This is a genomic window from Marinobacter confluentis (genome assembly GCF_004785685.1).
GTDB lineage: Bacteria > Pseudomonadota > Gammaproteobacteria > Pseudomonadales > Oleiphilaceae > Marinobacter > Marinobacter confluentis.
Genome location: NZ_SRPF01000002.1, coordinates 593,638 through 609,332 on the forward strand (window position 1 = coordinate 593,638; position 15,695 = coordinate 609,332).

Consider the following 15,695-nt stretch of genomic DNA (forward strand, 5'->3'; position numbering starts at 1 on the left):
AGATAAACAGCAATCAAGCATAGCGGCTTCATCGGTCTGGCCTGTTTCACTCAATCCAGCCTTTCAATCTATTCTTCGCCGGAGAACTTGGCAATGCAGGAGGACCCAACCCGATGGAAACTGCAGAAATTTTCCTGGCGCTGATCTAGTGCTCATGCTGGTGCCGCGTTTTGTAGAGCTGTAGTACACCAGCCTCACTCCCGCCAATACGCCTTACTGTGCTCATCCATCGGGAAGAAATGCTCAATCCTCAGATTTTGCGCGGTCACATCCAGGGGCGTACCAATGGTTGCGATGGTGGAAAAGATCCTGAGCTGCTGGTCTCCAAGGTTCAGGGTAAAGGGAATTGCCGGGTAATCCAGGTGTTCCACCACGTGGCTTTTCCAGTTTTCGGGAACTCCGGGCACCCTAAGCGCCTGCTCCAACAATCGATTCTGTTGGTCGCGGAAGGGGCCGGCAAGATGCTCATGGTAGACACGTTGGAGCATGTGGCAAGCGATGTTCTCCCAGTCGCCTACGAAGGGTTTCATGCCCTGCTCATCGAGCAGCGATAGCAGAAAATTTGGCCGGGCCGGAAACTGGGCGCCAAGCTCTATCATTCTGGCCATCATCGCCTGCATCGCCTTGTTGGCCATCACCAGATAATACTCGTGGTCGAACACCACCGCAGGGTATGGCAGGTGGCCCTGCAACAAGTGATCAAGCGCCTCCCTGATCATGGCCATGCCGGGGGCATTCAGATCCTGGTCAGAATAGACCTGGCTGTAACCCGCCGACGACAACAGGCGATTGGTTCCGGCCAGGTCCGCCTGCAGCATCTGCGCCAGATGCAGAACCATGCCTTTGCTGGGCTTGCTGCGGCCGGTTTCCAGAAAGCTGATGTGTTTCGACGACACCTCGCATGCAAGCGCAAAATCCATCTGGCTCAGGCGCTTACCCTGCCGCATTTCTCTGAACAGCGTACCGAAGGCGCTCATTGAGTTTCCTGTCAATTCCGAGTGTTTCAACATTATCGTTGCCAAAGGTCGGCTGCACCATTACCTCACAGGTAATTGAGCTTATCACCGCCCGGGTAGAAGCTTTGTAGCGTAGTCAAACCCATTGCGAAACCCGATTGAGGTGATCCCATGAAAAACCTGATCCGTCGATTCAGCGTGAAACAGATTCTTCTGAGCGATGTCTTCCTGTCCGCGCCCCTGGCGCTGGCGCTCATCCTGGCCTCAGGACCCGTTGCCCAGTGGGCGGGTGGCCCCGGCGCCACCTTCTACCTGGTAGTCGGCGTTGTGATGCTGCTGTGGTGCGTAGACATGGCAGCCGTGGCCTTCAATGAAGGCTGGCAGCAGAAGTACCTGAACGTGATGATTGCAGTCGATGTCGTCTGGAGCCTGCTAGCGGTTGCTCTCATGATGTGGTTTGCAGGCAGCCTGCAACCCGTGGGCTGGGCGCTGTTCGCCCTGAACGTGCTGGTTCCGCTGGATATGGCCTGGATGAAATGGGTCGCTGGTAGTCAGCCACGCCAGCCAGCGTTCGGCTAAAAGCGACCACTCAGGACGCGCTACCCATATTGGGCAATTATTTACCCAATATGGGTTTTCACCAGACGAAAAAGAGGATGGAGCAGACTGACGCGTGTTTGAAAAAGTCTCACGCCTGGTACGCCTTACGGTAGTTACCCTGATAATCAAAAATCCGCTCCTGCACCTGCCAATAGTGCTTCTGATTGCGGGCAACCACAAAATCCGGCGCGGGTAACCAGGCCTCCACCTCAATCACCTGAGCCACTGTGCTGAATTGCCTCGGAGCCTGGCCATTGTCAAAACGACGTCCGAACAGCTTGTTGAACACGTTTCGCTGCGCTGGTTTGTTGAATTCGAAAGATTCGCTTAGCTCCTCGCCATCCTCGCCGTGATAGGTGATTTTCAGCCTACTACCGGCACCATCCAGTGTGATTCCCGCGCAACGGATCACCATCGCGTCCTTGAGTTTCAAGGCGTTCCTCAGCTGATCATCCGGGTCAATGATGGCTTTGTCGCACTGGTGGCAGTTACGGGCGGCAATGTCATTCTCGCCACCGCAGTAGGGGCACTCCTTGAACCGGAAACGGTAATCGCACTGCTGCAGGCGGCCGGGTTCATCGACTGCCGCAGCTTCCAGCAACCCCTGGCATCGGCGCCCATAGTGCTCGATCACATGGCCATCCTCGTCGGTTTTGCCCCAGAAAATATTGGCAAAACCACAGCCCGGGCAGAACACCTGCACCGGCTCGCTGTCCGGGTTCGGTCTCGGCTCTCCCACTTCCGGATGATGCAGGTTCACATGGTTGCCTGCGTAATCGATCACCAGGCAATCCCGCTTGCCCTCGTCCAGGCGCAGACCGCGGCCAACGATCTGCTGGTAAAGGCTGACTGACTGGGTAGGACGAAGAATGGCAATAAAGTCCACGTGGGGGGCATCGAAACCGGTGGTGAGCACGGACACGTTCACCAGATACTTTAGTTGCCGCTGTTTGAAGCGCTGAATCATCAGGTCCCGGTCTTTCAGATCGGTTGCGCCGATCACCAGCGCGGTCTGATCTTCGGGCAGATAGCCGGTAATCTCCCGGGCATGCTCCACCGTGGCCGCAAAAACCATCACGCCTTTGCGCTGGGCGGCCAGCTCTATCACCTGCTCAGTGATGGCACGAGTCACGCGCTTATGTTTGCTCAACAGCTGATTGACGTCGTTCTCTGCATATTCACCAAAGCGGTCCTGGGGCAATGCGGAGAAATCGTATTGCGCCACCGCCGCGTTCACCAGCTCAGGCCGGGTGAGATACCCTCGGTTAATCATGTAGCTTAGTGGAAGCTCGTAAATGCAGTGCTGGAACGGCTTGTGCTGTTCATCGACAGAGCCGCGGACAAAGCCCCGGTAGTGATAGCGATAAATCCAACCCATGGCCAACCGGTAGGGTGTGGCTGTCAGGCCCAGTACTTTGAGGGAGTCATTCTGTTGCTTTAACTGCTCGATGATCACCTGATACTGGCTGGTGTCCTCGCCGCTGACCCGATGGCACTCATCGATAATCAACAACGAATACTCATCCCGGAACTGATCCAGATTTGCCGACACAGACTGCACGCTGGCAAAAGTCACCTGATGCCGGTTTTCCTTGCGCCGGAGTCCGGCGGAGAAAATGCCGCCGGTTAACCCATAGCTCTCGTACTTGGCGTGGTTCTGCTCAACCAGCTCTTTGACGTGGGTCAGCACCAGGATCCTGCGCCGGGCAAGGCGGGCCAGCTCAGCAATTACCAGGCTTTTGCCCGCACCGGTTGGCAGCACGATAACGGCGGATTCATCCGATTTGCGGAAGTGATTCAGCGTAGCGTCAACGGCTTCCTGCTGATAAGGCCGCAGAGTGAATACAGCACTCATTATGCCCGGCTCAGGAATCTCCGCTCTTCGACGTTAATCTTGATACGGTCCCCGGTTGAGATGTGTTCTGGCACCTGCACCACCAGCCCTGTGGTCATTTTTGCAGGCTTGGTACGGGCTGTTGCCGAACCGCCTTTGACCGACGGGTCTGTCTCCTCGATATCCAGATCCACTGTCGGCGGCAATTCCAGGGCCACTGGGGCATCTTTTAGCAGAATCACCATGATGCCCTGGGTCTGCTCATCAATGAACAGAAGCTCGTCGGCAATGGCCTCACGGTTCAGGGTGTACTGGGTGTAATCCTCAGAATCCATGAAAACATACTCCTCACCATCAGAGTAGGAAAACACAGACGCCCGGCGTACCAGATCTGCCAGGTTCAGCATGTCAGAATCCTTGAAGGTCTCATCCAGCTTGGCGCCGCTTACCACGTCATACATGCGCATGCGATACAGGCTGCCACCGGCACGGCCCTGGGGCACGGAACGCTCGATGTCCTTCACAAAATACACCCGGCCATTGTATTCAACGGGCTGGTTCTTTTTGATCTCACTGGCTTTAGGCATTGTTACTATCCCCGGTATGAAAGAAAGGAAAGGGCTGGTGATTGTTGTCAGCGTTACGGAGGCAGACCAAACCACGCCATTATAGCCAGCCGCAGTCCGTACTCCAGCGGAGAAAACCAGAATCAGAACACGCCGGTTTCCGCCAGTTGCCTTATGGTCTGAATGGTTTCTATGTCTGTCTGTAGATAGGCTTCCTGCAGAAACTGGTCGTAGGGCATCGAATCGCCCCGGTTCTCGATGCTTGCGGTGTGATAGCTGAAACGCACAAACAGCGATCCGGGCTCCGGTTCTTCAATATCCATCGTGAGAGCGGCACTCGAAAGAGTGTCTGTCCGAAACGTGCGATATTCGATTCTCGACTCCGGCCAGAACGTAACCTCGTCGACAACCTGCAGCCCCGGCAACTCCAGGCAGCGTTTCATGTAGGCTGGGTGCTGCTCAATAATCTCGTATTCATCAACGCCTACCAGGAACTTGTCGGGGCGACGGGCCCTCAGCACCAGGCCTTCCCAGAGCTGAAAGCGGGTCAGGAACGGCAGTTCCGGCTTCGTCAGGTCATTGACCTGAACTAGATGCTCAAACTTCATTTATCCTCGTCAACGGCTTCACGAACATTCTGCTCTGCATCCTGCCAAGCCCCAGATAGTTTATCTAACGCCTGATCGAAACTGTCTTTCATGGATTCCCAGGTAACGCCGGTACTGTCCTGCATACGCTCGTACCATTCCATCACCCTTGCCCGCTCACGGCGCAGGTGTGCAACAGCCGTCTGCGCCTTGGCCCGGGCCAGCTTGTCGGCGGACGTCCATTCCTCTTCCAGCCGGTTCTCCAGCGTCGCGATGCGGGCATCGATTGCGCCAAGAACGTCTTCGATGTCCGCCATCAAGCGTTCCTGTTGCTCGTCGGTCGCATCCGCCAACTCCTCGCTCAGGGTCTGAATATCCTGGCGCAGTGACTCCTCCGTTGCATCGCCATCACCTTCTGCGGCGTGGCCTGAGGCAAACGGCATCATTATGGCAAACAACAGAACACTGGCCTGTAATCGAAATGAAGCTCGCAAAATCTGGTACCTCCTGTCAGTCAAATAAAAAGCTTAGTTCTCTAATGGTAAGTTAATACGATAACACCTGCTGACAGGGCCAACCGTTAGACCCGCTACCAAGGTAACACCGTCTTTTACATGAACTTCTCATTGTTTTACGATAGGACTCCGTTTAATACAGAGGCAACGGCCTCTCTACTATACAACCATAAGGCTTATTGGATGAGCAAAGAAGGCCTGTCTGCCCTCCTGTCCCAACATGACCTTCCGGCCTCTTTTATCTACCTGGCACCGGTTCTTCCTATTGTTCAGGTGATGTGGGCAGACGGCAGAAACCAGATGCCAGAGCGGGCCAAGCTGCACTGCATTATCGAGAACCACTGTAAAACGCTGTCGGAGCTTGCCGGCGGTGCTGAAATTGTCAGCGCCAACGATATTGAACGATTTGACCAGGCTTTCATCGCCCATCGGCCGGACCCTCAGGTGCTGGAAGCACTTACCGGAATGGCGAGCGGAGTCATTGCCAACAGAGAGTCAGCGCCAAGTCCCCAGGGCAGCGATTCGTTGTTCAGCACAGACCAACTGTTTCATGCCTGCCTGGAAATCGCCGCGACCTGCCCGGCCCCAGAGGACAAAGCCCTTGGTGAACTGTTTTCCCAGCGAATTGCCAAGGAAGAACGTTCCCTGATCGAAAAAACCTTTGAGTTGCTCCAACCATAACGGCTGTACGTAAAATATAGGCCGTTACATCTATGGCCGCTCACGCCGCTGCGCCCGGGCCATTCGGCGAATTTCTTCCTCGCGCTCGTCCAGCACGTCCTGCACAAAACGGATGTGCTCGCCAGCAACGCGCCTTGCATCTTCGGCACGGCCATCCATGATTGCATCAAACAGTGCCTGGTGCTGCGCAATCAGGGTGTGCCGTGTTTCGCTGCGCAGAGCGTACATGCCGCCGATATTCGTGACCATACTGCGCTTGAGCAGATCGAACAGACCGCGCATGGTGTGCAGCAGCACCAGATTGTGGCTGGCCTGGGCAATTGCCAGGTGAAAACGCGCGTCGGCGGCGGCTTCGTCAGCCCGGCTTGCCCTGGGCTCACAGGCATAGCAGGCCTGCAGTTCGTCAAAGGCGTGCTGCAGTTGCTGACGGTCAAGGTCGGTGGCGCGCCGGGCAGCGTAATAGGCGCAATCGGCTTCCAGCGTATGACGAAATTCCAACAGATCGCGCTGGGCTTCAGGGCGGCTTTCCAGCAGGCCCATTAAAGGGTCGCTGAAGCTCGAGCCCAGGGAGTCACTGACGTAATTGCCACCGCCCTGACGGCTGATTAACAGTCCCCTGGCCGCCAGCTTTTGCACGGCCTCGCGCACCGACGGCCGGGAAACACCGAACCGCTCTGCCAGGGCCCGCTCGGCGGGCAAGCGCTGCCCGGGCTGCAGGGTGCCTTCCAGAATCATGGTTTCCAACTGCTCTACAATGTCGTCTGAGAGCCGGTGCTGGCGAATCTGCCCCACTTCCATTGTCGATCCTTTGGTCTTACCAATTTACAAAAATAATAACCACTCGCAGCCAAACGATCAATGACAACCCCTCGCTCTTCACAAAAACCCTATTACCATGTTTGACACAGGATTGATGGTTTTTTAATCTAGTCAGCCAATAGCGGTTAATTGGCCTTACCAATTTACGCCAATGCCCAAAAACATGGCCGAATAAAAAAATCCTTAAGGAATCCGCGATGATCATTTCCGCCTCGACTGACTACCGCGCTGCTGCCAAGCGCCGCTTACCGCCCTTTCTGTTTCACTACGTCGATGGCGGCGCCTACAACGAGCACACCCTCAGGCGCAACGTCGCGGACCTGGCCGACATCGGCCTGCGCCAGCGGGTTCTGAAGAACATGGAAGACCTGAGCCTGGAAACCACGCTCTTTGATGAAACCCTGAGCATGCCGGTGGCTCTGTCACCCGTGGGCCTGACCGGTATGTGTGCCCGCCGGGGCGAGGTTCAGGCAGCGCGCGCGGCAGAGAGCAAAGGCATTCCCTTTACCCTGTCTACCGTGTCGGTCTGCCCGATTGAAGAAGTCGCACCGGCGATCAACCGGCCGATGTGGTTCCAGCTCTATGTGCTGAAAGATCGCGGTTTCATGAAGAATGCACTGGAGCGCGCCAAGGCAGCCGGTGTAAAAACTCTGGTATTTACCGTCGACATGCCCGTACCAGGCGCCCGCTATCGGGACGCGCACTCCGGCATGAGCGGCCCCAATGCGGCCATGCGCCGTTATCTGCAAGCCATGACTCACCCGCGGTGGTCCTACGACGTGGGCCTGCTCGGCAAGCCTCATGACCTGGGCAATATCTCCGCCTATCGCGGCACCCAGACCGGCCTGGAAGACTACATTGGCTGGTTGGGCAACAACTTTGACCCCTCGATCTCCTGGAAGGATCTCGAATGGATCCGCGAATTCTGGGATGGCCCAATGCTTATCAAAGGCATTCTGGATGCAGAGGATGCTAAGGATGCGGTGCGCTTTGGCGCCGACGGCGTTATTGTTTCCAACCATGGCGGCCGCCAGCTTGACGGCGTTCCATCCACCGCCAGGGCGCTTCCTGCGATTGCTGATGCGGTCAAAGGCGACCTGAAAATTCTGGTGGACTCCGGCATCCGCACCGGTCTTGATGTGGTGCGCATGCTGGCGCTGGGTGCCGACTGCACCATGCTCGGCCGCTCCTTCATATACGCCCTGGCCACCGACGGCGAGGCCGGCGTCCGCAACCTGCTGGACCTGATTGAAAAAGAAATGCGGGTCGCCATGGTGCTGACCGGCGCCAGATCCATCAGCGAGATCAATGCCGACCTGCTGGTCTCTGAGTGATCGCAACCAGAACCCGGATCCTGGCTGGGTTGCCCGACAGAATCAGTCATAGCTGACGTTCAGTGCAACGACATCAGCCTGTCCGCAACCTCAACCAGGCTGTCGCCAGTCACGTCCGCCGGCACAAAAACATCACCGGGCCGACACTCAAGGCGCGCACACCAACCGGCAAGGGCTCCGGCGCGTTTCGCGCCGTGGCAATCCCAGGCATGCACCGCTACCAGAGCAAGGCGCTCAATGGGCGTTTCCATGGTCTTTGCGGCGAAATGGTAGATGTTTGGATGAGGTTTCCAGACGCCTGCGGATTGAGCCGTCACAACCTGATCAACAAACCTGGACAGCCCTGCCCCTTCCAGAAAACGGCGCGTTTTATCGGGACTGTTCACGGTAAGGCACCCGACCGAGGCGCCCGCCTCGCAGAGTTGCCTCAATGCAGGCGCAGCATCATCAAACGTGGGCAGAGTGGCAAAACCTTCGACCACGTACTCAATATCACGCTCACTGAGCGTATATTTCGTTTCCGTGCGAAGAGCTTCCCGTGCAACTGCTTCGAAGGGTGCCGGATCACCGGCAAGGGTCAGTGCCATGGCATCGCGCTGAAAGCGCAGAAACCAGGGCGCCAGAGTAGTGGCGGGCTGGCCGACTTTTTCCAGCCGAAGCGCCAGCGGATCCAAGTCAATCAATGTCTCAAGGACATCGAATAAAACGACATTCGGTGGGTAAGCCATAGTGAAGCCTCCCTTAGTCGCTGTGTGTCATCAAAAAGTTTAATTCAGGTTTTCGCTGGATGCAGACCTTAAAATGGTAGTAAAAACCGAACCCTCCTACGCTACAGAGGCCAATACCCATTTTTAGCCAGGCAATGAGTAACAAATGACCGCGAACCGTGTCCTAGTGATTAACACCATCATTGATCAGGGGAAACAGCATGCACAGATTCCTGATATTCATCGTCACTGCCCTGCTGACAACCGCCAGCCCGCTGGCCGCCGAATCACCGGTTTATACAGGCCTGCTCAGCAACACCGGCGCGGGCGGTTATGACACGGTGAGCTACTTTGAGGAAGGGAAACCCACGAAGGGTTCGGCGGATTACACCACCGACTACCAGGGAGCAACCTGGCGATTCGCCAGCGCCGAGAACCTTGCGCGCTTCAAAGACAATCCTGAGCGCTACGCACCAGCCTATGGCGGCTACTGCGCCTGGGCGGTCAGCCAGGGTTATCTTGCCAAGGGCGACCCGAGGCATTGGAGCATCAAACAGGGCAGGCTATACCTGAACTACAACCAATCGGTGCAGGACAGCTGGCTGAAGAGCCCAGAAGAGTTCATTGTTCAGGCGGATGCAAACTGGCCTGGAGTTCTGGAATAGTTGATCCATGGCACAAACAAAACGAATTTACCTTGCGGGACCAGAAGTCTTCTTCCCCGCGGCGGAACATAAGACCATCGTCGCCGAGAAAAAACGCCTGCTTCAGGAGCACGGGTTCGAGGGCATCGACCCGCTGGACACCGAACTGGCATTTTCAGGCAATGAGGCAAAACTCAGGCGCGGTCACAAAATCTACCGGGCGAACCGCGGCCTGATGGACAGCTGCGATGCCATCATCGCCAACCTGACACCCTTTCGCGGCATCAGCGCAGACCCCGGCACCGTCTTTGAGGTCGGCTATATGATCGGACAGGGCAAACGCGCCTACGGATTCACATTGGACAGCCAGCACTATCGGGAACGGGTAGGCGCAACCTGTCGGGACGAACGGGGCCACACCATTGAGGACTTCGAAATGAGCGACAACCTGATGATCGAAGGTGGCATCTATGGTTCTGGCGGGCAACTATTTGTGGCAGAGCAGGCAGGCGAGCACCCGTTCTTCTCAGCGGACCTGTTCCGCCGCTGTGTCAGGGCGCTGGCCAATGCCTGAACAGACCCCACTACAAATCCTGTTCGACACCCTCCCCCAAACCGGCCGGGTAGAATGGATCGGCAGGTGACCTGGGCCCCGGTGTGTATGCTACCGATAACGTTCGATCAGAGTGTTTGCTTGGGACTGGAATTCGGGATTCTGCATGACCGCATCGACCTGTTCGATGATTGCGCCAGCGGACGGAAGCTTTCGCGAAATGCCTATGTGAAAAGGGATCCGGGAGTCTGGAATAAAATCAACTTTGCGAACTTTCAGATTCTTGGAGTAGCCCAGTTGTTGGGCGTTGAATCGGGCGTCTTCCGCAGGCTGCACCATGAAATCCCCTGCCCCGCGCAGCATTAGTAAATGCATCATCGCCGTCATGTTCTGGCCAGGCTCACGCTCCAGATAGCCGGGGATGTTGTCTTCTTCCCATTCGGAGCTTTTCTCAACAATCACCGTCAAACCGGACAGGTCAGCAAAGCTGGTCGCTGATTCGATCAACTCGATGTTCGGGTTGTCAGCAGAGTAGACCAGATGACCATAGTCCTGTGTGAAGAGCGGCTTCGCCGAAAAAATTGCGTAGTCCTGTCGCTCCTTCGAGGGGTAAGTCAGAAGGCCATCATTGATACCCTGTCCGACGTTGTATTGCGCTCTTGCCCAGGGCAGCACCACAGTTTCCACGGTGTATTCCGGAATATAACTGAATGCCAACCTCACCAGATCCGGAAACAGCCCGGTAGCCACATCGTCAAGCGACGAACTATAAGGCGCAGATGCTCCGCTGAACGCAAAGATCAGTTTGTTGCTACCCAGCGAGACAGCGGGCAGAGCGAGGCATAAAGCCAAAAACGCAGGGCGCAATGATGCCGAAAATCTTTCCAAAAAATGTTTATTGACCAAATTCACCTCTGAGGCGCTCCCGGCTCGTCATCTGGGCGCCATGTGAACACCAGGCTGGATACCATCCACCAATTCTATGGCGTTAAAGCTGCCAGTGAAATAGATATGTCGCGGTTGTCTGATTACGATTTTCAATAAAGCCTAGCCATCCGGGGTTTTTTACACCCTATTGGCCCTAGCGTTATAGTAGCACCCATAAAAACAACTGAATGCCGCAACGCACGGCCATAAGGAGCTCCAGAATGGGCAACGGCCCCGGAGGTCGTAAAGCACCGACCATCAGCCGCCAGCAAGACATTTACAGCAAGGGCCTTAGCGGCGAAAGACCATTGGTGCCGGTGGATTTTAATGCGCTCGAGCGCAAGGGCCGCGACGCCATGAGCGCGGAAGCCTATGCCTACATCGCCGGCGGGGCAGGCCTCGAAAGTACCATGCGAGCAAACCGGGAATCCTTTGACCGCCAGCGCATTGTTCCGCGCATGCTCAACGACGTTTCCGAGCGGGACACAACCGTTAACCTGTTCGGCCGCACCCTGCCCAGCCCCTTCCTGCTGAGCCCGATCGGCGTGCTGGAAATGGCGCACCAGAATGCAGACGAGGCTGTTGGCCGTGCCGCCACAGCCGAGGGCATACCCATGATCTTCTCCAACCAGGCGTCGCAGCCCATGGAGCAGGTAGCCGATGCCATGGGTGACGGCGCACGCTGGTTCCAGCTGTACTGGAGTAAATCCGACGACCTGGTGCGAAGCCTGGTCAGCCGGGCCGAGAAATGTGGATGCGAAGCCATCGTGGTCACACTGGATACCACCATGCTGGGCTGGCGCACCAGGGATCTGGATCTGGCCTACCTGCCCTTTCTGCGGGGCAAAGGCATAGCCCAGTACACCAGCGACCCGGTGTTTCTGGAAAGCCTGAAAAACCCAAGCCCGCAGGCCAATATGGCAAGGCCCAAACTGTCGCTGGAGACCCTCAAGACCCTGAAACAGATCGGCCAGTCCTGGCCCGGTGGTGCCCTGGACGGCATCAGTTCCGGCAAGGCCATGGCGGCGGTACAGGAATTTATCGCTGTTTATTCCAAACCCTCGTTAACCTGGGACGATCTGAAGATGCTGCGTGACCACACCCGCCTGCCAATCGTGCTCAAGGGCATCCAGCATCCGGACGACGGCCGCAAAGCGGTCGACTATGGCATGGACGGCATCATTGTCTCCAACCACGGCGGACGCCAGGTGGACGGCGCCATTGGCAGCCTCGAGGCCCTGCCAGCGGTGATTGAAGCGGTTGCCGGCCGAATACCCGTCATCATGGACAGCGGCATCCGCACCGGCGCCGACGTCTTCAAGGCGCTGGCGCTGGGTGCCAAAGCCGTTTGTCTGGGCCGGCCCTGGGTCTACGGCCTGGCGATTGCCGGCGAGGCCGGTGTGAGGGAAGTGATTGCCAACCTGAAAACGGATTTTGAACTGACCATGGGGCTTTCCGGTTGCAAGTCCATCAGTGAGATTACACCCGAGGCGCTGAGCCATGCGAACTGGTGAAGTGCCGTGACAGCGCAAAAGAGCGCCCCCTGACTAAAAACTTCGAAAGGTTCAAGCCAAAAAACAAACGGAGCAGATCAGTGACAACACTCGGTTATATTCTAATTGCTCTGGCGGTCTTCCCGTCGCTTCTCCTCAAGAAAAAAACGATAGAGAGTCTGGGAAAAGTTTCCTACCCGGTGTTCGGCATAGGCTGGATACTGGTTGGAATCGGGAATTTCACGGGTGGGACTATGATTGGCTCACGCCGGGAGTACAACGTTTTCAACAGTTACACGATGCGGGAAACCTGGACCATGGAGAGCGACCCGGTTCCGTTCGTGATTTCGAACGTTGCGTTTATTCTCATCGGTGTCGGCACAATTATCTGGAGTTTTCTGCGTAAAAAGACCTAGTCTCAATGAGACTGGAGACTGGGGTCAGACCCCAGGACATTTGGTGCAGCAAAAACACAGGGATCTCTATACCCTGTTAGGTTGAAAGCGCATATTCAATCGCCGCGCACACCGCGGTTACCTGCGCCGCATTGCATTGTTCGGGAGTTGCCCGGTCGCTGTCCGGGTAGACCTCGGTTGTGGTCCGATAGCGGGCATTGGTCATACTCGTGCAAAGGCCAAGCTGGGCTAGCGGATACCGGATAACGCCCAAGTCCGCCGCCGGTGAGCCCAGAATCTCGCCCTTTTCATCCGCCGGTGCGATATGGGTCACCTTTTCCACGGCCTTGATCAGCGCCTGCTGGAATTCAGGCTGCGGACGCTCGGTGTCATCCACCAGGTAGAAGCCATCCGGAATGGTCCCCGGCTCGAACGGCTTGCCATCACGGGCCGCAAGCGCCGGGCGGAACTCGGTTTCGTCGGTATCGGTAGTCTCATGCAGGTCGATGTGCAGCAATATCGGCTCATCAATCGACGCGACCAGTTGCATTAGCGCCAAGGACTCTCCGGCCTGGCCACCATCACGAAACGAGCGGTTGGGATCCACCGCGTGCGCATTCCAGCGGTGAATACGCTCATAAGCCCAGGGGCTGACGCATGGCGCGACCAGTAGATTTACTCGGTCGGCATAGCCCGCTGTGTGCCGCTCAACAAACTGCAGCGCTCCATGAACACCGCTGGTTTCATAACCGTGCACCCCGCCCGTAACCAGCACCACCGGCCGATCGGCTCGCCAGTCCCGACTGCGGACCGCCATCAGCGGGTAAACGTCCGGGCCATATTCCAGGCGGCCGTACTCCTGCACATCGAAGCGCGAACGCAGCCTCTCGAGCGCGCTGAGCACATCGGATTCGTAACTGCGCTGACGGGTCTGCTGTAACAGCCACTCAGCGCGCTCCTCCGCGCCCCATGGTTTACCGGGCGCGCCGATTGGATAAGTTGCCGGAACTGTGTTCATTCGACGCTGTTCCTCGGTCCAGTCACTGACGCATCTCCTGCCTGCGCATCGGCATGGCATCGATCCGGCGGAAAATCCCCTCAAGGTTGAGGCCGGGTTCACGGCTCTTGATGCCACCGTCTTTTCCGATCAGCAACACCCTGTCCTCAGGACGGGACTTGTTGAGCAGATCTGTCACATCCCTTTCAACGCCACCAGCCACGTTTGCGCAGTCAGCAGGATCAGCATTAGCGCCCAACAAACATTGTGTTTATGGATTACGCGCCTCCCGCGCCTCGGCAACGCTACCCACATTATTTACATTGGTGTAGCCCGCACTTTCCAGGGCAGATTTGGCTTTACCGGCTCTGCCTCCACTTTTGCAGTACAGATTTATTTCCGTGTCTTTGTCCGGAAACCGTTCGGTCACCTCTGCAACAATGTTGCCGTGCGGAATGAGGGGGTCTCCATCAATGTGATTCTGCTGATGCTCGGCTTCCGAACGTACATCAATCCAGACCGACTTCGCTTGCGCGAGCATCGGGGTGAGCGTCAGTGATGCCAGAATCAGGGCTGTCCTCACTGATACAAACTTAAGCATAAAAGACTCCTGACATTGCGGGTTGCCACACTTTACGATAAAACCCCTTGGATAAGTTCACAACAGCCGTTGTTTCGAAAGCACGATGCTGTTGCTATTCGGTTAATCGAAATGAAACAGGGAAACAAGATGACAAAAGCATCCCGAAAAGGCTTCACCCTGATTGAGCTTGTCATCGTAATCGCTATTCTCGGAATTCTCGCCGCCTTTGCCCTGCCTCGCTTTGCAGATCTCGGCGCTGACAGCCGGGTTGCCACCCTTGAAGCCCTGGAGGGGTCCATGCGATCAGCTGCAGGCATAGCACACTCCCTTGCAATCGTTGGGAACAAGCTCGACTGCCCAACGAACCATACCGTGGAGATGGAAGGCGAAACGGTCACCATGCGCTGCGGATACCCCTGCCCCCATCCCAATGGCATCGGCAAAGCCGTTGACGCCACCGGCAATTATTCGTTCGTTGGCGGAAACTGTAGCGGGCAACTAGGAGCCGTCGATGTGCAGATTACCGACGCGCCGGATCCTGCCAACTGTAAGATCCGTTATACGTCGGCAAGGCAGAACCGCCAGCCCGGCATCGCATTGACCACAAGTGGCTGTTGATTCCCCAATTAGTAAAGCCCGAACATTGCGCGAGCAGCCCCCATTGCTCCGAACAACGACAAAGGAACAACAGCGATGACCGTGTGTGGAGTTGAACTGAGCGGCAGCGATGCAGTGATTTGCCTGCTAAACATGGACAGGGGGCAGTTCAACCTGCCTGATTGCAAGGTGCGTAAACTGTCACTACCGAAGAACCACAGCCGTGACGATCTTAAACAGTTCCAGGCAAACTTTGCGGAGTTACAGGCCGATTACGGGGTTACCCACGTCGCGATCAAAGAGCGGATGCCAAAAGGCAAATTTGCCGGTGGCGCCATCAGTTTCAAAATGGAAGCCGCCATTCAACTGATCACCGAACCCGAATTGACAGTGACGCTGCTGCCCCCGACACTGATCAAATCCACCCTGGCATCCAACCCCCTGCCCATTGCCTTTGCCGACACAGGTTTGAAGGCTTTTCAGGAGGCGGCCTTTACCGCTGCCTATGTCGGGCAACTGGCTGGCCAGTAGACGGATTCAACGCGAGGTGTCTGATGGACTATGAACACGCAATTGTGAAAGTTGAAGGCAACGTCGCCACCCTGCTTTGCAACGGCTGCGGCATCTTTATCGCCGAAGGCAAGGAACATGAGGATCGTGAGCACTACTGTGCTCTGTGCATGGCTGGGAATTGCAAAGCAAAATTCAAGAAAGGAAACTAAAAACCAACCGATTTATTACCTTCGAGAAGCGACGCGATGCTGCTTCTCGGGATTGGCGTTACTCCACGATATCTCGCGCATGGCTTTGCGGTCCGCCCGGTGGTCCAAAATCACATCGCTCCTGATGTTTTATCGGCTACAATCCAAAGAATTTGATCTCATATAGCACAGCCAGCCAAGTCTTG

The 15,695-nt window shown here is 56.3% G+C and carries 21 protein-coding genes; 10 read left to right on the top strand and 11 right to left on the bottom strand.

Annotated features, from left to right (window positions below; translation table 11 throughout):
* Positions 1-194 precede the first annotated feature (194 nt).
* Positions 195-977, bottom strand: a complete 783-nt coding sequence (locus E5Q11_RS08240) for a helix-turn-helix domain-containing protein (protein ID WP_135802924.1) — start codon at positions 975-977, stop codon at positions 195-197.
* Positions 978-1,127: 150 nt separating this feature from the next.
* Here E5Q11_RS08240 and E5Q11_RS08245 point away from each other — a divergent pair, with 150 nt between their 5' ends.
* Positions 1,128-1,535 carry a hypothetical protein gene (locus tag E5Q11_RS08245; protein ID WP_135802925.1) on the top strand — a complete coding sequence of 136 codons (408 nt, stop codon included), beginning with the start codon at positions 1,128-1,130 and terminating at the stop codon, positions 1,533-1,535.
* A gap of 109 nt (positions 1,536-1,644) precedes the next feature.
* Here the strand turns inward: E5Q11_RS08245 and E5Q11_RS08250 are convergent, their stop codons facing one another.
* The 4 genes from E5Q11_RS08250 to E5Q11_RS08265 form a co-directional block, all read right to left on the bottom strand.
* Positions 1,645-3,411: a DEAD/DEAH box helicase gene (locus E5Q11_RS08250; protein WP_135802926.1), complete on the bottom strand. Its 1,767-nt coding sequence runs from the start codon at positions 3,409-3,411 to the stop codon at positions 1,645-1,647.
* Positions 3,411-3,977 (bottom strand): elongation factor P-like protein EfpL, encoded by a 567-nt coding sequence (efpL, locus tag E5Q11_RS08255; protein WP_135802927.1) that lies wholly within the window; start codon positions 3,975-3,977, stop codon positions 3,411-3,413. Before efpL ends, E5Q11_RS08250 begins: the two co-directional genes overlap by 1 nt.
* A gap of 122 nt (positions 3,978-4,099) precedes the next feature.
* Positions 4,100-4,564, bottom strand: coding sequence for an AtaL-like protein (locus tag E5Q11_RS08260; RefSeq protein ID WP_135802928.1), 465 nt, complete (start codon positions 4,562-4,564; stop codon positions 4,100-4,102).
* Entirely contained in the window at positions 4,561-5,037 is a 477-nt protein-coding gene (locus E5Q11_RS08265) for a sll1863 family stress response protein (RefSeq protein ID WP_135802929.1), read from the bottom strand. The genes E5Q11_RS08260 and E5Q11_RS08265 overlap by 4 nt, the downstream gene beginning before the upstream one ends.
* A gap of 204 nt (positions 5,038-5,241) precedes the next feature.
* Here E5Q11_RS08265 and E5Q11_RS08270 point away from each other — a divergent pair, with 204 nt between their 5' ends.
* Positions 5,242-5,739: a hypothetical protein gene (locus tag E5Q11_RS08270; protein WP_135802930.1), complete on the top strand. Its 498-nt coding sequence runs from the start codon at positions 5,242-5,244 to the stop codon at positions 5,737-5,739.
* A 30-nt stretch (positions 5,740-5,769) separates the two neighbouring features.
* Here the strand turns inward: E5Q11_RS08270 and E5Q11_RS08275 are convergent, their stop codons facing one another.
* Entirely contained in the window at positions 5,770-6,537 is a 768-nt protein-coding gene (locus tag E5Q11_RS08275) for a GntR family transcriptional regulator (protein WP_135802931.1), read from the bottom strand.
* A gap of 218 nt (positions 6,538-6,755) precedes the next feature.
* Between E5Q11_RS08275 and lldD the strand changes: the two genes are divergently transcribed.
* Positions 6,756-7,892, top strand: coding sequence for an FMN-dependent L-lactate dehydrogenase LldD (lldD, locus tag E5Q11_RS08280; RefSeq protein WP_135802932.1), 1,137 nt, complete (start codon positions 6,756-6,758; stop codon positions 7,890-7,892).
* Between the two features lie 59 nt (positions 7,893-7,951).
* On the opposite strand, the gene E5Q11_RS08285 is transcribed toward lldD, so the two are convergent.
* A complete protein-coding gene (locus tag E5Q11_RS08285; RefSeq protein ID WP_135802933.1) occupies positions 7,952-8,620 on the bottom strand; it encodes an HAD family hydrolase in 669 nt (222 codons plus the stop codon).
* A gap of 200 nt (positions 8,621-8,820) precedes the next feature.
* Here E5Q11_RS08285 and E5Q11_RS08290 point away from each other — a divergent pair, with 200 nt between their 5' ends.
* Positions 8,821-9,264 (top strand): YHS domain-containing (seleno)protein, encoded by a 444-nt coding sequence (locus tag E5Q11_RS08290; RefSeq protein WP_135802934.1) that lies wholly within the window; start codon positions 8,821-8,823, stop codon positions 9,262-9,264.
* Between the two features lie 7 nt (positions 9,265-9,271).
* A complete protein-coding gene (locus E5Q11_RS08295; protein ID WP_135802935.1) occupies positions 9,272-9,817 on the top strand; it encodes a nucleoside 2-deoxyribosyltransferase in 546 nt (181 codons plus the stop codon).
* Between the two features lie 90 nt (positions 9,818-9,907).
* Here the strand turns inward: E5Q11_RS08295 and E5Q11_RS08300 are convergent, their stop codons facing one another.
* Entirely contained in the window at positions 9,908-10,708 is an 801-nt protein-coding gene (locus E5Q11_RS08300; RefSeq protein WP_135802936.1) for a substrate-binding periplasmic protein, read from the bottom strand.
* Positions 10,709-10,944: 236 nt separating this feature from the next.
* Here E5Q11_RS08300 and E5Q11_RS08305 point away from each other — a divergent pair, with 236 nt between their 5' ends.
* Positions 10,945-12,237: a lactate 2-monooxygenase gene (locus tag E5Q11_RS08305; protein ID WP_135802937.1), complete on the top strand. Its 1,293-nt coding sequence runs from the start codon at positions 10,945-10,947 to the stop codon at positions 12,235-12,237.
* An 80-nt stretch (positions 12,238-12,317) separates the two neighbouring features.
* Positions 12,318-12,632, top strand: coding sequence for a hypothetical protein (locus E5Q11_RS08310; protein WP_135802938.1), 315 nt, complete (start codon positions 12,318-12,320; stop codon positions 12,630-12,632).
* Between the two features lie 76 nt (positions 12,633-12,708).
* Here E5Q11_RS08310 and E5Q11_RS08315 read toward each other — a convergent pair whose 3' ends face one another.
* From E5Q11_RS08315 to E5Q11_RS08325, 3 genes are all read right to left on the bottom strand, one after another.
* The gene (locus tag E5Q11_RS08315) at positions 12,709-13,629 is read right to left on the bottom strand and encodes a M14 family metallopeptidase (RefSeq protein ID WP_135802939.1); all 921 of its coding nucleotides are present in this window, start codon (positions 13,627-13,629) and stop codon (positions 12,709-12,711) included.
* Positions 13,630-13,651: 22 nt separating this feature from the next.
* On the bottom strand, positions 13,652-13,807 hold the full coding sequence (locus tag E5Q11_RS08320) for a DUF4174 domain-containing protein (RefSeq protein ID WP_225314878.1): 156 nt from the start codon (positions 13,805-13,807) through the stop codon (positions 13,652-13,654).
* Between the two features lie 72 nt (positions 13,808-13,879).
* Entirely contained in the window at positions 13,880-14,209 is a 330-nt protein-coding gene (locus E5Q11_RS08325) for a rhodanese-like domain-containing protein (protein WP_135802941.1), read from the bottom strand.
* 129 nt (positions 14,210-14,338) lie between these two features.
* Here E5Q11_RS08325 and E5Q11_RS18115 point away from each other — a divergent pair, with 129 nt between their 5' ends.
* From E5Q11_RS18115 to E5Q11_RS17785, 3 genes are all read left to right on the top strand, one after another.
* Positions 14,339-14,809 carry a pilus assembly FimT family protein gene (locus E5Q11_RS18115; protein ID WP_318527249.1) on the top strand — a complete coding sequence of 157 codons (471 nt, stop codon included), beginning with the start codon at positions 14,339-14,341 and terminating at the stop codon, positions 14,807-14,809.
* A 75-nt stretch (positions 14,810-14,884) separates the two neighbouring features.
* Positions 14,885-15,319: a DUF3010 family protein gene (locus E5Q11_RS08335; RefSeq protein WP_135802943.1), complete on the top strand. Its 435-nt coding sequence runs from the start codon at positions 14,885-14,887 to the stop codon at positions 15,317-15,319.
* Positions 15,320-15,342: 23 nt separating this feature from the next.
* A complete protein-coding gene (locus tag E5Q11_RS17785; RefSeq protein ID WP_168215631.1) occupies positions 15,343-15,510 on the top strand; it encodes a hypothetical protein in 168 nt (55 codons plus the stop codon).
* The last annotated feature ends 185 nt before the right edge of the window (positions 15,511-15,695 follow it).